Source organism: Kitasatospora sp. NBC_01250 (genome assembly GCF_036226465.1).
In the GTDB taxonomy this organism is placed as follows: domain Bacteria; phylum Actinomycetota; class Actinomycetes; order Streptomycetales; family Streptomycetaceae; genus Kitasatospora.
In genome coordinates this window covers 7,893,948-7,917,434 of record NZ_CP108476.1, presented here as the reverse complement: position 1 = coordinate 7,917,434, position 23,487 = coordinate 7,893,948, and the positions used below count along the sequence as shown (strand labels likewise).

Sequence of the window (23,487 nt, the reverse complement as noted above, 5' to 3'; positions counted from 1 at the left end):
CTCCAACACTTACCCGACCGGCGGCCTCCCACTCGGCACCCGCCGCACGGGTCGGCGTGTTGCGGGACCGGCCCCCCGAGCCGGTCCCGCACCTTCCTCGGCCCGCCTCCGGCGAGGTCGGCCGAGGCGCCGGGTGACCGGGAGCGGCGCCGGTCACCCGGCGCTGCTCCCGAGCGGCTACCGGATCCAGGTGGTGTCACGACCGTGCAAGGCGAGCCCCGCGGCGGTGGAGCGATCGGTGGACGGCGTGGCGGAGGACGGCTGGGTGGCCATCGGCGGTTCCTTCCCTGGTACGGCGGGCGTACGCCCGCGCAGACCGGCTGGGCTGGTGCCCTCCCCTGTCAGGCACCAGCCCGGCCGGGCTCGGTTGTCCTGAGCCTGCCGGAGGCCGCTCACGGCCGGGTAATATCCGGATAATGGACCATCAACAAGGGACCCTCGACGGCCGTGCGCCCGTTCCGGCACAGCCGGGATCCCGCCTGCGGTTCGGCCTGCTGGGGCCGCTGATGATCCAGGACGCGGCGGGCAGCGCGCTGCCGCTCAGCTCCCCCAAGGCCCGGGCACTGCTGGCGATGCTGCTGCTGGAGCCGAACCAGGCCGTCTCCCGCGACCGGCTGACGGCCGCGCTGTGGGGCGAACACCCGCCGGCCACCGCGCCCACCTCGCTCAACAACCACGTGGTCCAGCTGCGCCGGCTGCTCGGCACCGGCGGCCAGGGCAGGCTGCGCACCGTTGCCCCCGGCTACCTGCTCCAGGTCGACTGCGAGGAGCTGGACAGCGAGCTGTTCACCGCCCACCTGGAGGCGGCCAGGGCCGCCCACCAAGGCGGTGACTGGCAGAGCGTCAGCTACCGCGCCGGTGCCGCGCTCGCGCTGTGGCGCGGCGCTCCGCTGACCGACCTGCCGAATCTGGCCGAGGAGGTCCTCCCCTATACCCAGCGGCTCCAGGAGCTGCGGCTCCAGGGGCTGGAGTGGTTCATGGACGCCGAGTTGGAGCTCGGCCACCCGCACGGGCTGATCCCGGAGCTGAACCGGCTGACCGCCGGCCACCCGCTGCGCGAGTCCTTCCACCGTCAGCTGATGCTGGCGCTGCACCGCACCGACCAGCGCGCCGAGGCCCTGGCGGTGTACCGGCGGCTGCGCCGCACCCTGATCGAGGAGCTGGGCATCGAGCCGGGGCCCAGTGTGCGGGCCGCGCACCAGGAGGTGCTGCGGGCCGAGACCGGCGCACAGCACCGCGTGCACCGGCCGCCGGCCCCGGGCGGCACGGCGCCGGGCGGCGAGGCCGCCGCGGCGGACACTCCCGACGCACCGCCGACGGTGGCCGCCGGCGCGGGCCTGCCGCGCGACGTGGCCGGCTTCACCGGGCGCGCCGAGGAGCTGGAGCGGCTGCTCGACGCCTGCCGGGCGGGCAACGCGGACGGCCAGGTGGTCGGCATCCACGCGGTGGACGGGATGCCGGGGGTGGGCAAGAGCGCGCTGGCGATCCACGCCGCGCACCGGCTGGCCGCCGACTTCCCCGACGGGCAGATCTTCCTGCCGCTGCACGCCCACACCCCCGGCACCCCCGCCGTGGAGCCCGCCGACGCGCTAGCCGCGCTGCTGCTCACCATCGGCGTCTCGCCCCAGCAGATCCCGCCGGCCCTGGACGCCCGGGCCAACCTGTGGCGCAGCCGGCTGGCCGGGCGGCGGATGCTGCTGCTGCTGGACGACGCCCGCAGCAGCGAGCAGATCCGCCCGCTGATGCCCGGCACCCCGGGCAGCCTGGTGCTGGTCACCAGCCGGCGCCGGCTGCCCGCGCTCGGCGACGCGGTGCCGGTGACCCTGAACGTGCTCTCACCGCGGGAGGCCGCCGCGCTCTTCACCGCCACCGCGGGGCGGGCCGACCTGGCCCCGGACCAGCCGGCGGTGATCGAGCTGGTCCGGCTCTGCGGCTACCTGCCGCTGGCCATCCACCTGACCGCCGCCCGGCTGCGCCACCGCCCCGCCTGGTCGGTGGACGACCTGGTGCCGGACCTGGCCGCGGCGGCCGGGCGACTGGGCGCGCTGAGCGCCGAGGACGTCTCGGTGGCCGCCGCCTTCGACCTCTCCTACCGCGACCTGACGCACCGCCAGCGCCGGCTCTTCCGCCGGCTCGGCCTCTACCCGGGCGACGACTTCGACGCCCGGGCCGCCGCCGCGCTCGACGACAGCGACCCGCCCACCACCCGCCGCCTGCTGGAGGAGCTGGAGGACCACCACCTGGTGGACGAGCCGGTGCGCGGCCGGTACCGGATGCACGACCTGATCCGCGAGCACGCCAGGGCGCTGAGCGCCGAGGACGACGCGGCGGTGCGGCACGCCGCGGTGGCCCGGCTGCTGGACTCCTACCTGGCGATCGCCACCGCGGCCGCGCGGCACCCGGCGGTCCGCCACCTGGCCGGCCCCGGCGGCGTCGAGCCGGCCACCGAGGAGGAGGCCCGCGCCTGGCTGCGCAACGAGCGCGGCAACCTGGGGGCCGCGGTCGAGTACGCGGCGGCCCACGGCCACCCGCAGCACGCAGTGCAGCTGCCGGCCGCGCTGCACGACTTCCTGCGCTCGCAGGGCCAGTGGAGCCAGGCCCGGGTGCTGCACCGGATCGCGCTGGAGGCCGCGCGGCGCACCGGCGACCGGCTCGGCGAGGCCGCGGCCCTGACCCACCTGGGCACCTTCCAGCGGCTGACCGGCGAGCACGAGGCGGGCGCCGAGCACCTGCGCCAGGCGCTGGAGCTGTACCGGGCGCTCGGTGCGCCGAGCGGGCAGGCCGCCGCCCTGATCCAGCTGGGCGCGATGGAGCGCACCTTCGGCGACAACCTCCGCGCCCGGGAGTACTTCGCCCAGGCGCTGGCGCTGGCCCAGGGGGTGGGCGACCGGCCCGGTGAGGCGGAGGCGCTCAGCCAGCTGGGCATCCTGGGCCGGATCACCGGCGGGTACGCCGAGGCCACCGAGCAGGCGAGCCGGGCACTGGCGCTCTTCCGCGAGCTGGGCAACCGCACCGGGCAGACCGCCGCGCTCAGCGAGCTGAGCCTGATCCAGCAGCTGACCGGCGACCTGGCCGCCGCCGAGGACAGCCTGCGCGAGGCGCTGGAGCTGTGCCGGGCCCGCGACGACCGGCCCGGTGAGGCCTACGCGCTGGCCAGCCTGGGCTCGCTGCAGCAGCTGACCGGCCGCTACCAGGAGGCCGAGCGGACCCACCGGCAGGCGCTGACCCTCTACCAGGGCCTGGGCAACCGGATCGGGCACGCCAACGCGCTGATGGCGCTGGGCGCGGTGCGGCTGGTGACCGGCCAGTACCAGGCGGCCGAGCAGGACCTCCAGCGGGCCAGCCTGATGTACCACGAGCTGGACGAGGCACGCGGGCGGATGAACACCATCGCCTACCTCGGCGTCCTGCAGCAGGCCACCGGCCGGCACGAGGCGGCCGCGGTGAACCTGCGCCGGGCGCTCGGGCTCTACCAGGACCAGGGCGACCTGCTGGGCGAGTCCCGGGTGCTCGCCTACCTGGGCGACGCGCTGCTCTCCACCGGCGACCCGGTGGCCGCGGCCCAGCACCTGCGCCGGGCGCTGGCGCTGTGCCAGGAGCGCGGCGACCAGGCCGGCCAGGCGGAGGTGCACAACCTGCTCGGCCGCCTGCTGACCTGGACCGGCGAGGACGACCAGGCGCAGGGCGAGTTCGCCACCGCGCTGCCGCTGGCACGCAGCGCCGGCTCCCCGCTGGAGGAGACCCGCGCGCTGACCGGCCTGGGCAGCGGCGACCTGCGGGCCGGGCGGACCACCGAGGGGCTGGCCCGGCTCTGCCAGGCGCTGACGCTGGCCCGCCGCCTGGGCGTGCCGGAGGCGGCCGGGATCGAGGCGGCCCTGGCCGACAGCCGCCCGGCCAGCGCGGCGGCCAGCTGACCGGCTAACGAGAGCGGCCTGCGAGCCGCGACGCCCCCTCAGCCCGCTGGCGCAGCAGCGCTTGCGGGCCCTGCGGTGGCTGGCAGGCTGGAGGTCCGGTCGGCGGCGAGGAGAACGCGGTGAGCTACGCCCACTGGTCGATGCGAGTGGTGGCCTTCCTGATCGACGTCCTGGCCTGCGGGGCGCCGAACATCATCGCCGGGGTGTTCGACCCCGGCCATGCCGGCCTCCAGATCGGGCTCGGTGTGCTCTCGCTGCTGCTGTTCGCCTACGACCGCTGGTACCTGGCCGGGCGCACCGGCCAGAGCTGGGGCAAGCGCCTGATGGACCTGCGGCTGATCCGGCTGGACGGCACCGAGCCGGTCGGCGTGCTGCGCGCCTTCCTGCGCGACCTGGCGCACCTGCTGGACTCGATCCCCTGCTACCTGGGCTGGTTCTGGCCGCTCTGGGACCGCCGGCGCCAGACCTTCGCCGACAAGCTCGCCGCCACCGGGGTCCTCGCCGCCGAGGAGTAGGCCCGGCCGGCGGCACCGGGATCAGCCCAGCACCCTGACGCTGATCCCGGGCGTCCACTCGACGTACTCCACCTCGCTGCCGTCCGCGTGGCGGACGAAGAGGTAGCGGCCGGTGACGCTGGTCAGCTCGACGGCGCCGTGGCTCGCCAGGGTGGCCCGCACCGCCGCCAGGTCGTCCACCATCACGGCAGCCGCGACAGCCGGGCCCGGCGCGGGCCCGGCACGGGCCGACCGTGACCCGGCGGCGAACTCTCGGCGAACATCCGATGGCGCCGTGCTTGGGCCGCCTGGACCATGGCAGGCCGCGGGTGCCGGGGGCGGTGCGGGGGCGCATAAGGTGCGGGCTAATCGCACGCTGATCGAACGGAGTCCCCCACGTGTCCAGCCTCTGGCCCGCCGGCCCGCGCCGCGTCCTGGTCGTCGGCATCGACGGCGTCCGCCTCGACCTGCTGCCGGAGCTGCACACCCCGCACCTGGACGCGGTCGCGGCGGCCGGGTTCCTGGCCCCCGTCGAGGTCGACGAGGCCACGCCCACGATGTCCGGGCCGTGCTGGGCGACCATCGCCACCGGCGTCACGGTGGCCAAGCACGGTGTGTTCGGCAACCACCTCGGCGGCAACCGGCTGGACGTCTTCCCGGACTTCACCACCCGGCTGGCCGCCGTGCACCGGCGCCGGACCTTCGCGGTGGGCGGCTGGGAGCCGCTCTTCCTGGCCCGGCAGGGCGGTCCGCTGTTCGCCGCCCCGGGCCGGCTCGCCTACATCGCTCCGCTGGCCGACACCCCCGAGGACTGGGAGGTCTGCGACGAGCGGGCCACCGCCGAGGCCGTCACCGTGCTGACCGGCGACGACGACCCGCAGGCGAGCTTCGTCTACCTGGGCGCGGTGGACGAGACCGCGCACTTCCTGGGCTGCGGCGAGGAGTACCGGCGCTCGATCGAGACCGCCGACGCCCGGCTCGGCCGGCTGCTGGCCGCGCTGCGGGCCCGGCCCGGCCACGCCGAGGAGGAGTGGACCGTGATCGTGGTCACCGACCACGGCCACGTCGAGCAGGGCGGCCACGGCGGGCGCAGCACGCTGGAGCGCACCGCCTGGGTGGCCGCCTGCGGTCCGGGCCTGGCGCCCGGCGGTGAGGTGCTGCCGGTGCGCCACGTGGACGTGGCCGCGCACGTCTACGCGGCGCTCTCGATCGTCCCCGACCCGCACTGGACGCTGGACGGCCGGCCGTTCACCCCGGTCGGCGTTCCGCAGCCGGCCGCCGCCTCCTCCTGAGGGCGTGGCTCAGAGCGCCTTGACCAGCCGCTCGAAGGCGAGGTCGGGGCGCTTGGGCACCCCGAAGCGCTCCTCGCCGTAGGGGAACGGCGAGAGTTCGCCGGTGCGGGTGTAGCCCCGCCGCTCGTACCAGGCGATCAGGTCGGCGCGCTGCACGATCACCGTCATCTCCAGCTCGCCCGCACCCCACTCCTCGCGCGCGAACCGCTCGGCCTCGGCCAGCACCGCCCGGCCCACGCCGCCGCCCTGCCGGGCCGGGCGGACCGAGAACATGCCGAAGTAGGCGCCGCCCGGCCGGCGCTCGACCGTGCAGCAGGCGAGCAGCTCGCCGTCGCCGGAGCGCTCGGCCAGCAGCACCCGGGTGCCGGGGCGGGCCAGCGTCTCGGCGACCGCCGCCTCGTCGGTGCGCCGCCCGTCCAGCAGGTCCGCCTCGGTGGTCCAGCCGGACCGGCTGGCCTCGCCCCGGTAGGCGGACTCCACCAGCTCGACCAGCGCGGAGATGTCCCGCTCGGTCGCGGTGCGGAAGACCAGCTCGGCAGCAGTGGACACATCTACTCCAAACGGCAGAGGGGCGTCCTGGCATGGTGCCACGACGACACCCCGGACGGGCCAGTGGAGCACCTGGTTCGGTCGACCAGGGGTGAGGATGAGACGGTCCGTGTCCCTCCGGTCACCTGGAGCGCTGAACGTATGCACGCACGCGTCTTCGCCATCGTCACCGCGTTCCTGCTCGGGGCGCTGGGCCTCGGCGCCCTGGCCGTGACGGACTGGGTGCCCGGCGCCGCCACGGCCGGCGGCCGGGTCGCGCCCGCGGTGGCCGGTGCGGTGGTGGCCGGCCGGGCGGGCGCCTCGGCCTCCCCCACCGGCGACCCGGCCGTGTGGACCCGCAGCACACTGCGCAACAAGCTGATGACCGAGATGGCCGCCACCGATCCTGGCGTGGCACTGACCGACCTGGACAAGATCACCAAGGCGAAGCCCTACACCGTCCGGTTCTGCCACCCGATCGCGCACGAGCTGGGCCACACGGCCGTCAAGCGGTACAACTACGACTTCGCCAAGGTGCTCTCGTTCCCGCACGACACCTGCGCCTCCGGATACCTGCACGGCGCGGTCGAGGAGATGCTGGCGGCCTCCAGCGATCCGGGCACCGACCTGCTCAAGCTCTGCCAGCCGCAGATGAGCGGGCCGTGCGTGCACGGCACCGGCCACGGCACGATGTTCGTGACCAAGCAGAACGTGGCCGCCGCCCGCGACCTGTGCAGCAAGTACGCCTCGCAGAGCCGGATCATCACCTGCTCCGAGGGCCTGTTCATGCAGCTCTTCGGCCCCGACGAGGAGGACGAGAACGCCAAGGCCAACCTGCCCGCCGACAAGCTGGCCAGTGAGCCGCTCTACCCCTGCCCCGAGCAGCCGGCGCTCTTCCAGTCGGCCTGCTACTTCTACGCGCCGACCTACTTCCTCTCCTCGCACGACTACCCCGACCACCCCGAGGTCTACGCCCAAGCGCTCAAGTGGTGCCTGAACGCGCAGGCCACCGGCGGGGCCGGCGACTGCAGCCGGGGCGTCGGCTCGCGGACCATGAAGTACAACCTGGACCGCGAGGACTGGGTCGGCCAGCAGTGCGCGAGCGCGGCCGACGCCTGGCAGCGCAAGTCCTGCGTGGACGGCATGGTCAGCTACTACACGGTCAACTACACCGACGCCGGGGCGGCGGGCCGGCTCTGCGCCAAGCTGACCAACGAGGAGATCGCCCGGGACTGCCGCTCCTCGGCCCGGCTCTCCGGCTCGCTGGACTGAGCCCCGGCTCCCTCTCCCTGCGGCCCCCCGAGCCAGCTGCCCGGGGGGCCGCCGTAGCATCGGCACCATGTCCGAGCTGCCCTTTCGCGAAGCCGCCCGCGCCACCGCCGACCTGGTCGCCGACTACCTGGCCGCGGTGCCGCAGGGCCCGGTCTGGCAGCCGATGGACCCCGCCGCCCGGGCCCGCCTGCTGGACGCCCCGCTGCCGCGCACCGGGCGCCCGCTGGAGGAGCTGCTGGCGGCCGTCGCCACCGAGGTGATGCCGGCGCCGATGGGCAACGGGCATCCGCGCTTCTTCGGCTGGGTCAACTCCGCGCCGGCCCCGGCCGGGGTGCTGGCCGCCCTGGCGGCCGCCGCGATGAACCCGAGCTCGGCCGGGGGCGACCACGCGGACGTGCACCTGGAGCGCGCGGTGGTGCGCTGGACAGCCGAGCTGGTGGGCTTCCCGCACACCCCCGGCGCCGGTCTGCTCACCTCCGGCACCTCGATGGCCACCATCGTCTGCCTGGCCGCCGCGCGCGGCCGGGCCGCCGCCAGGATCGGCCACGACGTGCGGGCCGAGGGACTGTCCGGCCTGCCGCCGCTGGTCGGCTACGTCAGCGGCGAGACGCACTCCTGCGTGCGCAAGGCCGCCGAGCTGCTGGGACTGGGCAGCCGACAGCTGCGGGTGGTGGCCTCGGACGCCGAGGGCCGGCTGGACGTGACGGCGCTGCGCGCGGCCGTGGCGGAGGACCGGGCCGCCGGGCGGCTGCCGTTCCTGGTGGCGGCCTCCTGCGGAACGGTCAACACCGGCGCCGTCGACCGCTTCGAGCCGATCGCCGACCTCTGCGCGGAGCAGGACCTGTGGCTGCACATCGACGGCGCGTACGGGGCCTTCGGGGTGCTCGACCCGGCGATCGCGCACCGCTTCGCCGGACTGGACCGGGCCGACTCGCTCGCCCTGGACCCGCACAAGTGGCTGGGCGTGCCGGTGGACTGCGGCTGCGCGCTGGTGCGCGACGCCGGCCAGCTGCGCGAGACCTTCAGCCTGGTGCCCTCCTACCTGCGCGACGAGGAGGCCGGCGGGCTCGGCTGGTTCTCCGAGTACGGCACCGAGCAGACCCGACCGTTCCGCTCGCTCAAGGTCTGGGCCACCATCGCGCACCGCGGCCGGGACGGTCTGGCCGCCGACATCGCGCACTGCACCCGGCTGGCCCGCCGGCTGGGCGAGCTCATCGAGGCGGACCCGGGCCTGGAGCTGCTCGCGCCGGTGGAGACCTCGATCGTGGCCTTCCGGGCCCGTCCCGCCGGCCTGTCGCCGAGCGGGCTGAACGCGCTCAACCAGGCGCTGCCGCTCGCGGTGCAGCGCGGCGGGCGGGCCTTCGTCACCGGCACCGTGCTGGGCGGCCGGGAGGCGCTGCGCGCGTGCCTGCTGAACGCCACGACGACGGAGGCGGACCTCGCGGTGCTGCTGGACGAAGTCCGCACGGCGGTGGGCGAGCTGACGGGTCAACAGCTGTCGGATTCGGCGACGAGCTGACGATATGACGGCCGGATGTGACAAGAACCCGTCGCGAAACGGCCCACTACCCGGCGGTAACCGGGCGGTTGTCGGAGCGACCCGGTAGACATTTACCGCGCGGTCATAACAGATTCGTGATCGCGAAACACCAGCCCGTCATGGTGGGGAACATGACTCAATCGCCGATTCCTGCCCAGCCCGACCAGACCGCCGCGGTGCGGCTCTCGCGACGCCGGCGCCGCCGGGCCGGTGCCGAGCGCTGGCGCCGCCAGACCGTGGAGCTCGCGGCGGTCTTCGTCGCGGTGGCCACCGCCGACCTGGTCGCCAACGTGGTGGTGCACGGCCACGACGGCCCGGTGCTGCTGGCCGCCTCGGCCGCGGCACTGCTGGCCACGGCTGTGTTCCACAGCTGGTGGGCACAGCGCCATCCGCACGGGCCACCGGGCCCGGGGTCGCCCGGTACCGACCCGCTCGCCGCCCCGTCGCCCGACGCGGGCGCGCCGGACGAGCGGGCGGCGGGGGCGACCACGCTGTGGCGGCTGCGCACCACCGTCTCGGAGGCGCCGGGCACCCTGGCCACCCTCTGCGCGGCGCTGGCCGAGCTGCGGATCAGCATCATCTCGCTGCAGACCCACCCGCTGCCGGAGGCGACCGTGGACGAGTTCCTGCTGCGCGCCCCGCGCTCGCTGCCGCGCCCGGTGCTGACCGAGGCGGTGGCCCGCGCCGGCGGCCGGGAGATCTGGACCGAGCCGGCCGACGCCCACGACCTGGTGGACCTGCCGACCCAGATGCTGGCGCTGGCCACCAGGACGGCGCTGGACACCGCCGAGCTGCCGGTCGCGCTGCGCCAGCTGTTCGGGCAGATCACCATCCGGCAGACCCCGGCCAAGGGCGGCGAACCGGCCGCGCCGAGCCTGACGGGCCCGCTGATGCGGCTGGCCACGCCCAGCGGCGGACTGATCGAGCTCTCCCGCCCGCACCTGCCGTTCACGCCCACCGAGTTCGCCAGGGCCAAGGCGCTGGTCGAACTGGACACCAGGCTCGGCCCCCGGGTGCCCAAGGTCGAGGACCACCTCAGCCCCTCGGCCGGCCCCGAGCTGACGGTGCGTCGCGCCACCCCCGACGACAAGGCCGCGGCCCTCGCCCTGCACCGGCGCTGCTCGCCGGCCACCCTGCGCCAGCGGTACCACGGCCCGGTGAGCGACGCCGACCGCTACCTCAACCACCTGCTCGACCCGCGGCACGGCCAGATGCTGACCGTGCAGGCCCCGGACGGCAGCCTGGTGGCGCTCGCCCACCTGATGTGGGACGACGACAGCGCGGAGCTGGCCGTGCTGGTGGAGGACCAGTGGCAGCGCCGCGGCCTGGGCCTGGACCTGCTGCGCCGGATGGCGGCGCTGGCCGCCGAGGCCGGGGTGGCCACCGTCTACGCGGTCGCCCAGGCCGGCAACACCGCGCTGATCGGCGCGATGCAGCGGCTCGCACTCCCGCTCGACTACCAGGTCTCGGAGGGCACCCTGGTGATCACCGCCCACCTGGCGGGGGCGGCGCAGCGGCTGCCGAGCCCGTGGCCCGCGGCGCCGGGCGGGCACTGACCAGCCGGAACCGGCCCTCCGCCGGGCCCGGCGGAGGAACCGCGGGAGCGTTCCAGGAGGGGCGCGAGGTCCCACCGGGCTGGCGGGGGCGGCGTTTACGCCGGTCGAGGGCCCGTCAGGAGCCGGACCTCGCACGTCTTGATGGGCCCCGTGGCTGGGTCCGCTCCCGGGGAGCCGTTAGGCTGACTCCGTCCCCACCGCCCTGGGGCCCGTACGAGGTCAGAGGGGGGTCGTCAGCCAAGAGGAGGAACCCCTGAGCATGTCAGGCACCGGATCGGAGGCCGCGGCCACCGGCGCGCGCGACTCCTCACTGCCCGCCCGCTCCAAGTTCGCCGTCACCGCGGGCAAGATGGCGGGCGCCGTCTCCCGCGCGGCCGGCCGCGGCAGCGGTTCGGTGATCGGCGGCAAGGTCGCCCTCAAGCTGGACCCTGACCTGCTGGCCCGGCTCGCGGACCACCTGGACGTGGTACTGGTCTCCGCCACCAACGGCAAGACCACCACGACCCGGCTGATCGCCGAGGCGCTGCGCGCCGCGGGCCCGGTGGTCTCCAACGCGCTGGGCGCCAACATGCCCGCCGGCATCACCGCCGCGCTGGCCGGCGGCTCCGACGCCCGCTACGGCGTGATCGAGGTCGACGAGAAGTACCTGGCGGGCGTCGCCAGGGACACCAGCCCCAAGGCCATAGCGCTGCTGAACCTCTCGCGCGACCAGCTGGACCGCGCCGCGGAGACCCGCATGCTGGCCGAGAAGTGGCGCGAGGGCCTGCAGGGCACCGAGGCCGTGATCATCGCCAACGCGGACGACCCGCTGGTGACCTGGGCCGCCTCCTCCTGCCAGCGGGTGGTCTGGGTGGCCGCCGGGCAGGCCTGGAAGGAGGACGCCTGGTCCTGCCCGTCCTGCGGTGGCGTGATGCAGCGCCCCGGCGACGACTGGTACTGCCAGGAGTGCGGCTTCCGCCGCCCGCAGCCGCACTGGGCGCTGCAGGGCAGCCACGTGATCGACCCGAACGGTGCCGCCTGGCCGATCCAGCTGCAGCTGCCCGGACGCGCGAACCTGGCCAACGCCACCAGCTCGGCGGCGGTGGCCGCGGTCTTCGGCGTCCCGCCGCAGACCGCGCTGGAGCGGATGCAGTCGGTGGCCGCCGTGGCGGGCCGCTACGACGTGGTCAACTACCAGGGCCGCGACGTGCGCCTGCTGCTCGCCAAGAACCCGGCGGGCTGGCTGGAGACCTTCTCGCTGATCGACGGCCCGCCCGCGCCGGTGATCCTCTCGGTGAACGCGATGGACGCGGACGGCACCGACACCTCCTGGCTGTGGGACGTGGACTACGAGCGGCTGCACGGCCACCCGGTCTTCGTGATGGGCCAGCGCCGGCTCGACCTCGCCGTCCGCCTGGAGGTGGCCGGCCTGCAGTTCCACGTGGTGGAGTCGCTGGAGGAGGCGGTCCGGATGGCGCCGCCCGGCCGGATCGAGGCGATCGCCAACTACACGGCGTTCCAGCAGCTGCGCAAGGTGGTGGCCGGCTCGTGAGCACCCCGCCGCAGTACCCCGGACAGCAGCCCTACCCCGGGCAGCCGCAGCACCCGGGCCAGCCGCAGCACCCCGGCTACCCGGGACAGCCGGGGCCGGGGCAGGCACCGCAGCCCGGCTACCCGCCGGTGCAGCCGCAGCACCCCGGGCAGCCGCAGCACCCGGGCCAGCCGCAGCACCCCGGCTACCCGGGACAGCCGGGGCCGGGGCAGGCACCGCAGCCCGGCTACCCGGGGCAGGGGCAGCAGCCCGCGCCCGGCTACCCGCCGGCCGGCCCGCCGCAGCACCCGGGGCAGCCGCAGCACCCCGGGTACCCGCAGCCCGGTGGCCACCAGCAGGCCGGTCACCAGCCGCCGCCCGGGTACCCCGCCCAGCAGCAGCCGGGCCGGCCCGCGCCGCAGGCCGGGCAGCCGACCGGACAGCCGCAGCACCCCGGGCAGCCCGGGCAGCAGCGGCCCGACCAGCAGCACCATGGAAGGCCTTCGAGGATGAGCGACAGCAGCCTGCGGCTGGTCTGGGTCTACCCGGACCTGCTCAGCACCTACGGCGACCGCGGCAACGCGCTCGTCGTCGAGCGCCGGGCCCGCCAGCGCGGGCTGAACGTCGAGCGCATCGACGTCCGCTCCGACCAGCCGATCCCGACCAGCGGGGACATCTACCTGCTGGGCGGCGGCGAGGACCGCCCGCAGCGGCTCGCGGCCGAGCGGCTGCGCCAGGACTCGGGGCTGCCGCGCGCGGTGGACAACGGTGCGATCGTCTTCGCGGTCTGCGCGGGCTACCAGATCATCGGCCACGAGTTCATCAACGACCTGGGCCAGCGCGAGCCGGGCCTGGGCCTGCTGGACATCTGGTCCACCCGTGGCGAGGGCGCCCGCAGCGTCGGCGACGTGCTCGCCGAGCCGGACCAGCGGCTGGGCCTGCCCACCCTGACCGGATTCGAGAACCACCAGGGCGTCACGCACCTGGGCCAGGGCGTCAGCCCGCTCGCCCAGGTCACCGCCGGCGGTGGCAACGGCGACGGGAACGGCACCGAGGGCGCCTGGCGGGACACCGTCTTCGGCACCTACCTGCACGGTCCCGTGATGGCCCGCAACCCCGCGGTCGCGGACATGCTGATCAAGCTGGCGCTGGACGTCAACGCCCTCCCGCCGGCCGACACCACCTGGTACGACGCGCTGCGGGCCGAGCGGATCGCCGCCGCCCGCCAGCCCGCCTGACCACCGCCGCGCAGCACCGGTCCTCGCCCCACTGACGACGAGTCAGCGGGGCGGGGCCTCTCGCAGGAGAGGCCCCAGGTGAACGTTTCCGGGCCGCCGGGTGTCCAGCATCCGGCGAACCGAGCTTCCGCGTCGCGAAATTGCGACAATAAGCATTGTCGGATGCAACCCTCCTCGGCAACCGGCTGCACACCTGCGCGGGCGCGCCGACGACGCCGCCCCCGTGCCTGCTCCCGCCCGGCCGGAGGTGGGGGCCGCTATGATCAGTTTCAGGGCATAATGTCCGATTCTGACCCCGCCCTTTCCACAAGGTGGTAGTCCGGCCGCCCGGTTCTTCCCCCAGCCTCGCGGCTGGGGGGTGCCCCCAGGAGTTGCGAAAGACATGCGTATTGGTGTGCTGACCAGCGGCGGCGACTGCCCCGGCCTGAACGCGGTGATCCGCTCCGTGGTCCACCGGGGGGTGGTCGACCACGGCGACGAGATCATCGGCTTCCAGGACGGGTGGCGCGGCCTCCTCGAAGGCGTCCACCGCCCGCTGACGCTGGACTCGGTCGGCGGCATCCTCGCCCAGGGCGGCACGATCCTGGGGTCCTCCCGGGTCCAGCCCAGTCATCTGCGCGACGGCGTGGAGCGGGCCAAGCGCTACTGCGCGGACCTCGGGATCGACGCGGTGATCCCGATCGGCGGTGAGGGCACGCTCAAGGCGGCCAAGCTGATGAGCGACGCCGGGCTGCCGGTGATCGGCGTCCCGAAGACCATCGACAACGACATCGCCTGCACCGACGTCACCTTCGGCTTCGACACCGCCGTCTCGGTGGCCACCGAGGCGCTGGACCGGCTGAAGACCACCGCCGAGTCGCACCAACGCGTGATGGTGGTCGAGGTGATGGGCCGGCACACCGGCTGGATCGCGCTCAACGCGGGCATGGCGGCCGGCGCGCACGCCATCGTGGTGCCGGAGCGCCCGTTCCACATCGACAAGCTCACCGAGGTGGTGCGCGAACGCTTCGAGCGGGGCAAGAAGTTCGCCATCGTGGTCTGCGCCGAGGGCGCCAAGCCCGAGCCCGGCACCATGCACTGGGAAGAGGGCAGCAAGGACATCTACGGCCACGAGCGCTTCACCGGCATCGCCACCCAGCTCTCCGGCGAGCTGGAGCACCGGCTGGGCAAGGAGGCCCGACCGGTGATCCTCGGCCACACCCAGCGCGGCGGCACCCCCACCGCGTACGACCGGGTGCTCGCCACCCGGTTCGGCTGGCACGCGGTGGAGGCCGCGCACAAGGGCGCCTTCGGCCACATCACCGCGCTGCACGGCACCCAGATCAACCTGGTGCCGCTGGCCGAGGCGGTCGCGGACCTGAAGACCGTGCCGGCCGAGCGCTACGTCGAGGCCGAGATGGTCATCTGACGAGCCATCGGCTCTGTGCACCACCCCCGTTGATGCCCCGCCCACCCGGCGGGGCATCAACGTTTCGCGGCTTTCGCCCGATTACGGTGGCCGGATGGAGATCATCGCCTACGGCGTGCAGGCCGACGAGCAACCGCTGCTGCGGGCGGCCTTCGACGACCGGCACGAACTGCGCACCCTGGCCGTCTTCCTCGACCACGACACCGCGCCGCTGGCCGCCGGCTACCCCGTGGTGTGCAGCAGCGTCAACGCCGAGCGGGCCGGCTCGCCGGGGTCGGGCTGGACTTCCCGCAGGTGCTGGTGACCTCCCACCAGGCGTACTTCACGCACACCGCGGCCGGCCAGATCATCGAGGCCACCCTGCGCAACGTGGACGACTTCGCGGCGGGGCGGACCAACGAGAACACGCTCGTCCCACGGCCCTAGCGAGGCAGTGTCCGGTACGGCGCGGTGTCCGGTACGGCGAGGGAACACGTGAGGGAGAGGAGCTCCGGTGCCGGCGAACGAGGGTGAGCGTCCCGAGGCCCGGCCGTCCGAGCTGCGGGTCGACGCACGGCGCAACCAGCAGCGGATCCTGCTCGCGGCGGCGCGGCTGCTGGCCGACGACCCCGCGGCGAGCATCCAGCGGATCGCCGACGAGGCCCGGGTGGCCCGCCCCACGGTGTACCGGCGCTACCCGACCCGGGAGGCCCTGGTGGAGGCGATCCGGAGCGAGGCCGTCGCCGAGTTCGGCCGCTCGATGGAGCAGGCGACCCTGCGGCTCGGCAACGCCGCCGAGGCCATCGGACTGCTGGTTCACTCGCTGGCCGAGATCGGCGCCAAGTACCCGATCCTGTTCCAGGACGCCGACACCGCGCACCGGGCGGCCGGGCACCCGGGTGCGCAGGCCTCCGACGGGTCCGCGGCGGGAGCCGGACCCGGGCGCCCCGACACCACCGCCATCGTCGAGCAGTTCAACGCCCTGATCCTGCGCGGCCGGCGCGAGGGCACGGTGCGCGCCGACCTCGCCCCGGAGATCCTGCGGCACTCGCTGCTGGGTGCCCTCGCCGCCGGCCTGAAGCTGACCCGCACCAGTCCGCCCGGCACCCGGCTGACCGCCGCGCAGGTCGGCGCCCAGGTCGCCGCCATGCTCGTGGAGGGCCTGCGCCCGCGGGGGCGGTGAGAAGGTCCGAACCAGGGGGCGGTCGCAGTCCGCGGGCGGGGCGCCCGTAGGGTGGACCCGACGAAAATACGGACGAACCGGACCTGAGGCGGCGCCAGCCGTCCGCGGGGCACGAAGGAAAGCGGGACCGCCGATGGACGGTATGACAGGGATGCACCACCACATGGAGCTCGGGCCGTTCTCGCTCCACGCGGTGCTCACCTGGTCCCCGGACTGGCCGTTCCTGCTCGGCAGCCTGCTGGCGTTCGGCCTGTACCTGACCGGGGTGGTCCGGCTGCTGCGGCGCGGCGACCGGTGGCCGATCGGGCGGCTGGTGGCCTTCACCTTCGGCGTGCTGACCATCGTCGCGATCACCTGCTCTGGGCTGAACGACTACGGCATGGTGCTGTTCAGCGCACACATGATCCAGCACATGGTGCTCAGCATGCTGTCGCCGATCCTGCTGCTGCTCGGCGCGCCGATCACGCTCGCGCTGCGCTCGCTGCGCCCGGCGGGCAAGGGGCGACCGCGCGGGGCGCGCGAGCTGCTGGTGGCGCTGCTGCACAGCCGGTACGTCCGGGTGGTCTCGCACCCGGCCTTCACCATCCCGCTCTTCATCGCGAGCCTGTACGGGCTCTACTTCACCCCGCTGTTCGACACCCTGATGCAGTCGCGGATCGGGCACCTGGGGATGATGGTCCACTTCCTCGGGGTCGGCCTGCTCTTCTTCTGGCCGATCATGGGCGTGGACCCGGGCCCGCACCGGCCCGGCCATGTGATGCGGATCATCGAGCTGTTCATGGGGATGCCGTTCCACGCCTTCTTCGGCGTCGCCGTGATGATGGCCACCACCTCGCTGGTGACCACCTTCAGCGCGGGCATGGCACCGCCCGGCACCGACCTGATGGCGGACCAGAAGCTGGCCGGCGGGATCACCTGGGCCTTCGGCGAGATCCCCACCGCCGTGGTGCTGATCGCGCTGGTGTTCCAGTGGGCCAAGTCCGAGCAGCGCCAGGCCACCCGCAAGGACCGGGCCGCCGAGCGGGACGGCGACGCCGAGCTGGTGGCCTACAACGCCTACCTGGCCTCGCTCGACAAGCGCGGCAACCGGCCGGCCCAGGCGGGCTGACCGCCCCCCACCAGGACCCGGGAGCCCCGTCCGCCGCCGTGGCGGACGGGGCTCCGTGCTCCCCCGGGCCCGCTGCCGCGCTTGGTGGCACGCTGGAAGGGGCTTGGGCAGGTGGTGATCGCAGATGACGGTCTTCTACGGCAGCAGGCAGCACGGGCGGACCTTCCGGGACCGGGCCGAGGCCGGGCGGCTGCTCGGCGAGCGGGTGCGGGCCTGGGGGGCGGACGACCCGATCGTGGTCGGGCTGCCCCGGGGCGGGGTGCCGGTCGCCCACCAGGTGGCCAAGGCACTCGGCGCGCCGCTCGACATCCTGGTGGTCCGCAAGATCGGCGCGCCCGGACAGCCGGAACTGGCGCTGGGCGCGGTCGGCGAGGGCGGCATCCGGCTCTTCAACCACGACATCGTCGCGGCGCTGGGGATCGGCCCCGCCCGCCTGGAGCAGCTGGCCGGGGCGACCGCCGCCGAGGTCGCCGAGCGCACCGAGCGGCTGCGCGGGCCGCTGCCGCCGCTGGACCCGGCCGGGCGGGCGGTCGTGGTGGTGGACGACGGGATCGCCACCGGCGCCACGGTGCGCGCCGCGCTCGCGGTGCTGCGCCGCCGGGAGGTGAGCGAGCTGCTGCTGGCCGTGCCGGTGACCGCGCCCGAGGCCTTGCGACTGCTCGGGCCGCTGGTGGACGACCTGGTCTGCCTGACCGCGCCGCCCTCGTTCCAGGCGGTCGGCCAGTACTACCTCGACTTCGACCAGACCAGCGACGAGGAGGTGCGCCGGCTGCTGGAGCAGGCCGCCGGTGACGCTGGGTAGCGACACCGGTGAGGCCAGCGGTTGTGGAGCGCCCGCACCGGTGTTTGAGTCTAGACGGCCGCGGTAGGCGGCCCTACGCGCGGGCCACAGGGCCACGCGCGGTTCGCGCGGGTACCGCGGAGCGCTGGTAACCGCGCACGGCAAGGAGGTCGTTTTCCATGTCCGAGTCAGCGGTCCCACCCACCACGAACAACGCGGGCGTCCCGGTCGAGAGCGACGCCGACTCCCTCACCGCGGGCCCGGTGGGCCCGATCCTGCTGCACGACCACTACCTGATCGAGAAGATGGCCCAGTTCAACCGCGAACGGGTGCCCGAGCGGGTGGTGCACGCCAAGGGCGGCGGCGCCTACGGCGTCTTCCAGGTGACCAACGACGTCAGCCGGTACACCAAGGCCGACCTGTTCCAGCCCGGCAAGAAGACCGAGCTGCTGATCCGGTTCTCCACCGTCGCCGGTGAACTCGGGACCCCCGACACCTGGCGCGACCCGCGCGGCTTCGCGGTGAAGTTCTACACCGAACAGGGGAACTACGACCTGGTCGGGAACAACACGCCGATCTTCTTCGTCCGCGACCCGATGAAGTTCCAGGACTTCATCCGCTCGCAGAAGCGCCGCCCGGACACCCACCTGCGCGACAACGACATGCAGTGGGACTTCTGGACGCTGAGCCCCGAGTCCGCACACATGGTCACCTGGCTGATGGGCGACCGGGGCATCCCGAAGACCTGGCGGAACATGAACGGCTACGGCTCGCACACCTTCCTGTGGGCCAACGCGGGCGGCGAGAAGTTCTGGATCAAGTACCACTTCAAGACCGACCAGGGCGTCGACTTCCTCACCCAGGAGGACGCCGACCTGCTGGCCGGGAAGGACCCGGACGCGCACCTGCGCGACCTGTACGGCGCGATCGAGCGCGGTGAGTTCCCGTCCTGGACGCTGCACGTCCAGGTGATGCCGTTCGACGAGGCGTGGAACTACCGCTTCAACCCCTTCGACCTGACCAAGGTGTGGCCGCACGGCGACTACCCGCTGATCGAGGTCGGGCGGATGACGCTCAACCGCAACCCGGAGAACTACCACGTCCACATCGAGCAGGCCGCGTTCGAGCCGTCCAACCTGGTGCCGGGCATCGGCGTCTCGCCGGACAAGATGCTGCTCGGGCGGATCTTCTCCTACCCCGACACCCACCGGTACCGGATCGGCCCGAACTACGCGCAGCTGCCGCCGAACCGGGCGCACGTGCCGGTGCACTCCTACGCCAAGGACGGGCCGATGCGCTTCGACGCCTCGCGCGCCGAGACGCCGTACGCGCCCAACTCCTACGGCGGGCCGGCCGCGGACCCCTCGATCTGGGGCGATCCGCTGGGCTGGGAGGTGGCCGGCAAGATGATCCGGGAGGCGTACCCGCCGCACGCGGAGGACGACGACTGGGGCCAGGCGGGCACCATGGTGCGCCACGTGCTGGACGACGCGGCGCGTGAGCGGCTGGTGTCGAACGTGGCCGGGCACCTGCTGAACGGGGTCTCGGAGCCGGTGCTGGAGCGGGCGTTCCAGTACTGGCGGCACATCGACAAGTCGATCGGCGACCGGATCGCGGCGGCGGTGCGCAGGTAGCGACGGCGCCCGGTGGCGCCCGTCCCGGCCGGCCGGTCGGGGCGGGCGCCGCTGCGCTGCCCGGGCTCCACCGCCGGTTCGCCGGTTCGGCGGCTTTCCTGGGCCGGCGGGCAATCCGCGGGGCGCGCGGCTCCGAAGTGGGGGCGTGAGGGGAATCGCATCCGGAAAGGTGGCGGGGTGAACAGGGTCGTCCAGCTCTCCAACCCGCAGCGCCGGGGGCCGGATCTGCCGGAGCTGGTGGCCAGGGTCGCCTTCGGTGACCAGGACGCCTTCGGGCGCCTGTACGACGCGGTGGCCGGGCCGGTGTTCGGGCTGGTCCGGCAGGTGCTGCGGGATCCGGCGCAGTCGGAGGAGGTGACGCAGGAGGTGATGCTGGAGGTCTGGCGCACCGCCGCGCGCTACCGGCCGGAGCGCGGCGAGGTGATGCCCTGGGTGCTGACCATGGCGCACCGGCGCGCGGTGGACCGGGTGCGCTCGGCGCAGGCGGCCAGCGACCGCGAGCAGCGGGTGGCCGCCCGGTCGCACACCCCGGTCTTCGACGAGGTCGCCGAACAGGTGGAGGGCCGGCTGGAGCGCGAGCAGGTGCGGCGCTGCCTGCGGTCGCTGACCGAGCTGCAGCGCGAGTCGGTCACCCTGGCCTACTACCGCGGCTACTCCTACCGGGAGGTGGCCGACATGCTCGGCGCGCCGCTGGGCACCATCAAGACCCGGATGCGCGACGGGCTGATCCGGCTGCGGGACTGCCTGGGGGTGGAGTCATGACGATCGCGGCGGACCTGCACACGCTGACCGGTGCCTACGCGGCCCACGCGCTGGACGAGGCAGAGCGCGATGCCTTCGAGCGGCACCTGGCCCAGTGCGAGCCGTGCGCGCTGGAGGTGCGGGAGTTCCGCACCACGCTGGCCCGGTTCGGCCTGGCCGAGGCCGTCCCGCCGCCGCCGGAGCTGCGGGCGCGGGTGCTGGCGGCCACCGCCGCCGTCCGCCAGTTGGCGCCGCTGACCTCGGCGCCCGGTGCGGGATCGGCCCGGCGCGGCCGGCTGGCGCGGCAGTGGGCCAAGCTCGCCCTCGCGGCCTCGCTGGCCGGGACGGCGGCACTGGGCGGCATCGCGTTCCAGCAGCACCAGGACGCGCGGCAGGCCGCGGTGCGGGCGGATGCGCTGCAGGAGCAGCAGGCCCGGCTGGCCGGGCTGCTCACCGCGCCGGATGCGCGCACCGCGACCGCGCACACGGGCTCCGGCGCGGGCACCGTGGTGTGGTCGCAGCAGCTGGACCAGGCGGGCTTCCTCGCCCAGGGGCTGCCGGCGCTGGTGCACGGCACGACCTACGAACTGTGGTTCGACGACGCCGGAACCATGCGCCCGGCGGGCCTGCTGGCGGCCTCCTCCGGCTCGCTGCTGCTCAGTGGGCCGGTCGGGCACGCGGCGGGGGTCGGCGTGACGGTCGAGCCGGCCGGCGGGTCGGCGCACCCCAGCGGGCAGCCGGTGCTGTTGTTGGCGTTCGGCTGACGCGACTCCCGTTCGGCTGCCGCCGCCGGTCACCCTCCCCCGATCGCGGGCCGGGTCCCTCCCCTCGCCGGGACGCGGCCCGTTCCGCTGTGCCGGGCTGTTTTCGGGCGCCTCGCTCTTCTCGGGCGCCGCGCTGTCCTCGGGCGCCGGACTGTCCTCGGGCGCTGCGCGGTCCTCGGCCGCCGCGCTGTTCTCGGCCGCCGGACCGGCGTCGGGTGCTGGACCGGCGGTCGGCTGCCGGGGCGGCCGCGGGTGCCCCGTTCGGAGCAATCCGTCCGGTGCGCCGCTCCGAAGAGAAGGTGAGCGCCGCCAGGGCGGGTCCGGGTCGTCGGACCGGCCCGCGCGAGGAGTGAAGGAGCACCCGTGACCGTGTCCGCAGCAGCGTGGGAGGCACCGGCGGAGCCCGTCCGCCGACCGGCCGGCGGGCCTCGCCGGGTGGCCGTGGTGGGCTCGGGCGTGGCCGGTCTGACCGCCGCCTTCCGGCTGCAGCGCGCGGGGGTGGCCGTGGACCTGTTCGAGGGCGAGGACCGGCTCGGCGGCCATGCCCACACCCAACGGGCGGTCGGGGCCGACGGCCGGGCGGTCGCCCTGGACACCGGGTTCCTGGTGCACAACGAGCGCACCTACCCGCACCTGGTCGCCCTCTTCGGTGAGCTCGGCGTGGCGACCAGGCCCAGCGACATGAGCATGTCGGTGCGGTGCGAGGGGTGCGGGCTGGAGTACGCGGGCGCGCGCGGAGCGGCGGGCCTGCTCGCCCGGCCGAGCGCCCTGCTGCGCGGGCGCTACCTGTGGCTGCTCGGCGAGGTGCCGCGGTTCCACCGCCGGGCCCGGCGGCTGCTGGCGGATCCCAGGTCCGGCGATCCGACGCTGCGCGAGTTCCTGGCGGCCGGCGGCTTCTCCCGCTACTTCGCCGGCCACTTCGTCAACCCGCTGGTCGCCGCGGTGTGGTCGTGCGCGCCGGATCTGGCCGGGGACTACCCGGCCCGCTACCTCTTCGCCTTCCTGCACAACCACGGCCTGCTGAGCGTGACCGGCTCGCCGCCCTGGCGGACCGTGGTGGGCGGCTCACGGACCTACGTGGAGCGGATCGCCGAGCGGCTGAGCGCCGTCCACCGTGGGGCGCCGGTGCGGTCGGTGCGGCGGCACGCCGACGCGGTGGCGCTGACCACCGCGGACGGCCGGCGGCACCAGGCCGACGGCGTGGTGATCGCCACCCACGCGGACCAGGCGCTGCGCCTGCTGGCCGACCCCGGCCGCGCCGAGCGCGAAGTCCTGGGCGCCTTCCGCTACTCGCGCAACCCGACCGTGCTGCACCGCGACACCTCCCAACTGCCCAGCGCCCCAAGGGCCCGGGCCTCCTGGAACTACCGGATGGCGCACTGTGCGGACGGCGCCGAGCAGGTGCGGGTCAGCTACCACCTCAACCGGCTGCTCGGGCTGGACACCGCCGAGGACTACCTGGTCACCCTGAACGAGGACCCGCGGCACCCCGTCCCGGCCGAGCACGTCGTCTCCCGCACCGTCTACGAGCACCCGATCTACACCCGGCAGAGCGTGGCCGCCCAGCGCCGGCTGCCCGAACTGACCACCGGGCGCACCGCGTTCGCGGGCGCCTACCACGGCTGGGGCTTCCACGAGGACGGCTGCCGGGCCGGCCTGGCGGCCGCGCACGCACTGCTCGGGGTGAGCGCGCCATGACGCCGGAACCGGCTCGGCCCGGACTCGCCCCGCCCGAACCCGTCCAGGCCGAACCTGCCTGGCCCGAATTCACCCAGCCCACAAGCGCGTTGCCCGGCCCCTGGGGTGCGGCGCTCTACGACTGCCGGACCACCCATGTGCGGCGCAGCCCGCTGCGGCACGCGTTCCGGTACCGGACCTACCTGTGGCTGGTGGACCTGGACCGGCTGCCGCCGGTGCCGTGGCCGCTGCGCCCGCTGGCCCGCTTCCGCGCCACGGACCACCCGGGCCCGGCCGGGCTGACACTGCGTCAGAACCTGGACCGGTACCTGGCCGCGCAGGGCGTCGAGCCGCCCGACGGGCGGGTCCTGATGCTGGCCCAGGCGCGCTCGCTCGGCCACGTCTTCAATCCGCTCACCGTCTACTGGTGCCACGATCGCGCGGGCCGCCCGGTCTGCACGGTCGCCGAGGTCCACAACACCTACGGCTGCCACCACCGCTACCTGCTGCGCCCCGACGAGCACGGATTCGCCCGCGCCGCCAAGGAGTTCTACGTCTCGCCGTTCTTCGCGGTGGACGGCCGCTACCTGATGGCGCTGCCCGAGCCCGGCAGCCGACTCGCGCTGACCATCCACCTGGAACAGGCGGGCGTGCGGGTGTTCACCGCAACGCTGCGCGGCACCCGGCTGCCGGCGAGCACGACCGGGCTGCTGCGGGAGGCGGTCCGGCATCCGTTCTCGACCCTGGCCGTCAGCGTGCGCATCCGGCTGCAGGGCGTCCGGCTGTGGCTGCGCGGCCTGCCCGTCCACCCCCGTCCACCGCGGCCCTCCTCGCAGAAAGCCCCAGCACCGTGACTCTGCCCGCCGAT

At 74.6% G+C, this 23,487-nt stretch carries 21 protein-coding genes and 1 pseudogene; 19 read left to right on the top strand and 3 right to left on the bottom strand.

Annotation, left to right across the window (positions count from 1 at the left end; translation table 11 throughout):
- Nucleotides 1-416: 416 nt before the first annotated feature.
- Nucleotides 417-3,914 carry an AfsR/SARP family transcriptional regulator gene (locus OG500_RS33415; protein WP_327070576.1) on the top strand — a complete coding sequence of 1,166 codons (3,498 nt, stop codon included), beginning with the start codon at nt 417-419 and terminating at the stop codon, nt 3,912-3,914.
- Nucleotides 3,915-4,033: 119 nt separating this feature from the next.
- Nucleotides 4,034-4,429, top strand: coding sequence for an RDD family protein (locus tag OG500_RS33410; RefSeq protein ID WP_327070575.1), 396 nt, complete (start codon nt 4,034-4,036; stop codon nt 4,427-4,429).
- Nucleotides 4,430-4,450: 21 nt separating this feature from the next.
- Here the strand turns inward: OG500_RS33410 and OG500_RS33405 are convergent, their stop codons facing one another.
- Nucleotides 4,451-4,612 (bottom strand): hypothetical protein, encoded by a 162-nt coding sequence (locus OG500_RS33405; RefSeq protein WP_329585655.1) that lies wholly within the window; start codon nt 4,610-4,612, stop codon nt 4,451-4,453.
- A gap of 194 nt (nt 4,613-4,806) precedes the next feature.
- On the opposite strand from OG500_RS33405, the gene OG500_RS33400 reads away from it, so the two are divergent.
- Nucleotides 4,807-5,700 (top strand): alkaline phosphatase family protein, encoded by an 894-nt coding sequence (locus tag OG500_RS33400; protein ID WP_327070573.1) that lies wholly within the window; start codon nt 4,807-4,809, stop codon nt 5,698-5,700.
- Between the two features lie 9 nt (nt 5,701-5,709).
- On the opposite strand, the gene OG500_RS33395 is transcribed toward OG500_RS33400, so the two are convergent.
- Nucleotides 5,710-6,249, bottom strand: coding sequence for a GNAT family N-acetyltransferase (locus OG500_RS33395; RefSeq protein WP_327070572.1), 540 nt, complete (start codon nt 6,247-6,249; stop codon nt 5,710-5,712).
- Nucleotides 6,250-6,390: 141 nt separating this feature from the next.
- On the opposite strand from OG500_RS33395, the gene OG500_RS33390 reads away from it, so the two are divergent.
- The 4 genes from OG500_RS33390 (at nt 6,391) to OG500_RS33375 (ending at nt 12,127) form a co-directional block, all read left to right on the top strand.
- Complete coding sequence (locus OG500_RS33390) at nt 6,391-7,500, top strand: hypothetical protein (RefSeq protein ID WP_329585651.1); 1,110 nt, start codon at nt 6,391-6,393, stop codon at nt 7,498-7,500.
- A 67-nt stretch (nt 7,501-7,567) separates the two neighbouring features.
- Nucleotides 7,568-9,019, top strand: coding sequence for a pyridoxal phosphate-dependent decarboxylase family protein (locus tag OG500_RS33385; protein ID WP_329585648.1), 1,452 nt, complete (start codon nt 7,568-7,570; stop codon nt 9,017-9,019).
- 152 nt (nt 9,020-9,171) lie between these two features.
- Nucleotides 9,172-10,596, top strand: coding sequence for a GNAT family N-acetyltransferase (locus OG500_RS33380; RefSeq protein WP_329585645.1), 1,425 nt, complete (start codon nt 9,172-9,174; stop codon nt 10,594-10,596).
- Nucleotides 10,597-10,855: 259 nt separating this feature from the next.
- Nucleotides 10,856-12,127, top strand: a complete 1,272-nt coding sequence (locus OG500_RS33375; RefSeq protein ID WP_327070568.1) for a MurT ligase domain-containing protein — start codon at nt 10,856-10,858, stop codon at nt 12,125-12,127.
- On the opposite strand, the gene OG500_RS33370 is transcribed toward OG500_RS33375, so the two are convergent.
- Nucleotides 12,082-12,600: a hypothetical protein gene (locus OG500_RS33370; protein ID WP_329585642.1), complete on the bottom strand. Its 519-nt coding sequence runs from the start codon at nt 12,598-12,600 to the stop codon at nt 12,082-12,084. The genes OG500_RS33375 and OG500_RS33370 overlap by 46 nt on opposite strands.
- 15 nt (nt 12,601-12,615) lie before the next feature.
- On the opposite strand from OG500_RS33370, the gene OG500_RS33365 reads away from it, so the two are divergent.
- The 12 genes and pseudogenes from OG500_RS33365 (at nt 12,616) to OG500_RS33310 (ending at nt 23,473) form a co-directional block, all read left to right on the top strand.
- Nucleotides 12,616-13,344, top strand: coding sequence for a type 1 glutamine amidotransferase (locus OG500_RS33365; RefSeq protein WP_327070566.1), 729 nt, complete (start codon nt 12,616-12,618; stop codon nt 13,342-13,344).
- Between the two features lie 382 nt (nt 13,345-13,726).
- Entirely contained in the window at nt 13,727-14,752 is a 1,026-nt protein-coding gene (locus OG500_RS33360; RefSeq protein ID WP_327070565.1) for a 6-phosphofructokinase, read from the top strand.
- A 94-nt stretch (nt 14,753-14,846) separates the two neighbouring features.
- Nucleotides 14,847-15,008: pseudogene (locus tag OG500_RS33355) on the top strand (2-hydroxyacid dehydrogenase); the annotation flags it as partial.
- 44 nt (nt 15,009-15,052) lie between these two features.
- Nucleotides 15,053-15,178 (top strand): hypothetical protein, encoded by a 126-nt coding sequence (locus OG500_RS33350; protein ID WP_442907097.1) that lies wholly within the window; start codon nt 15,053-15,055, stop codon nt 15,176-15,178.
- Nucleotides 15,179-15,245: 67 nt separating this feature from the next.
- The gene (locus OG500_RS33345; RefSeq protein WP_329585638.1) at nt 15,246-15,914 is read left to right on the top strand and encodes a TetR/AcrR family transcriptional regulator; all 669 of its coding nucleotides are present in this window, start codon (nt 15,246-15,248) and stop codon (nt 15,912-15,914) included.
- 142 nt (nt 15,915-16,056) lie between these two features.
- A complete protein-coding gene (locus OG500_RS33340; RefSeq protein ID WP_442907157.1) occupies nt 16,057-17,022 on the top strand; it encodes a cytochrome c oxidase assembly protein in 966 nt (321 codons plus the stop codon).
- A gap of 124 nt (nt 17,023-17,146) precedes the next feature.
- Nucleotides 17,147-17,824 (top strand): phosphoribosyltransferase, encoded by a 678-nt coding sequence (locus OG500_RS33335; protein ID WP_327070561.1) that lies wholly within the window; start codon nt 17,147-17,149, stop codon nt 17,822-17,824.
- A gap of 158 nt (nt 17,825-17,982) precedes the next feature.
- Entirely contained in the window at nt 17,983-19,437 is a 1,455-nt protein-coding gene (locus OG500_RS33330) for a catalase (RefSeq protein ID WP_327070560.1), read from the top strand.
- A 177-nt stretch (nt 19,438-19,614) separates the two neighbouring features.
- The gene (locus OG500_RS33325; protein WP_327070559.1) at nt 19,615-20,199 is read left to right on the top strand and encodes a sigma-70 family RNA polymerase sigma factor; all 585 of its coding nucleotides are present in this window, start codon (nt 19,615-19,617) and stop codon (nt 20,197-20,199) included.
- Nucleotides 20,196-20,942 (top strand): anti-sigma factor, encoded by a 747-nt coding sequence (locus tag OG500_RS33320; RefSeq protein ID WP_327070558.1) that lies wholly within the window; start codon nt 20,196-20,198, stop codon nt 20,940-20,942. The genes OG500_RS33325 and OG500_RS33320 overlap by 4 nt, the downstream gene beginning before the upstream one ends.
- Nucleotides 20,943-21,311: 369 nt before the next feature.
- Nucleotides 21,312-22,640, top strand: coding sequence for an NAD(P)/FAD-dependent oxidoreductase (locus OG500_RS33315; protein WP_327070557.1), 1,329 nt, complete (start codon nt 21,312-21,314; stop codon nt 22,638-22,640).
- A complete protein-coding gene (locus tag OG500_RS33310; protein WP_327070556.1) occupies nt 22,637-23,473 on the top strand; it encodes a DUF1365 domain-containing protein in 837 nt (278 codons plus the stop codon). Before OG500_RS33315 ends, OG500_RS33310 begins: the two co-directional genes overlap by 4 nt.
- The last annotated feature ends 14 nt before the right edge of the window (nt 23,474-23,487 follow it).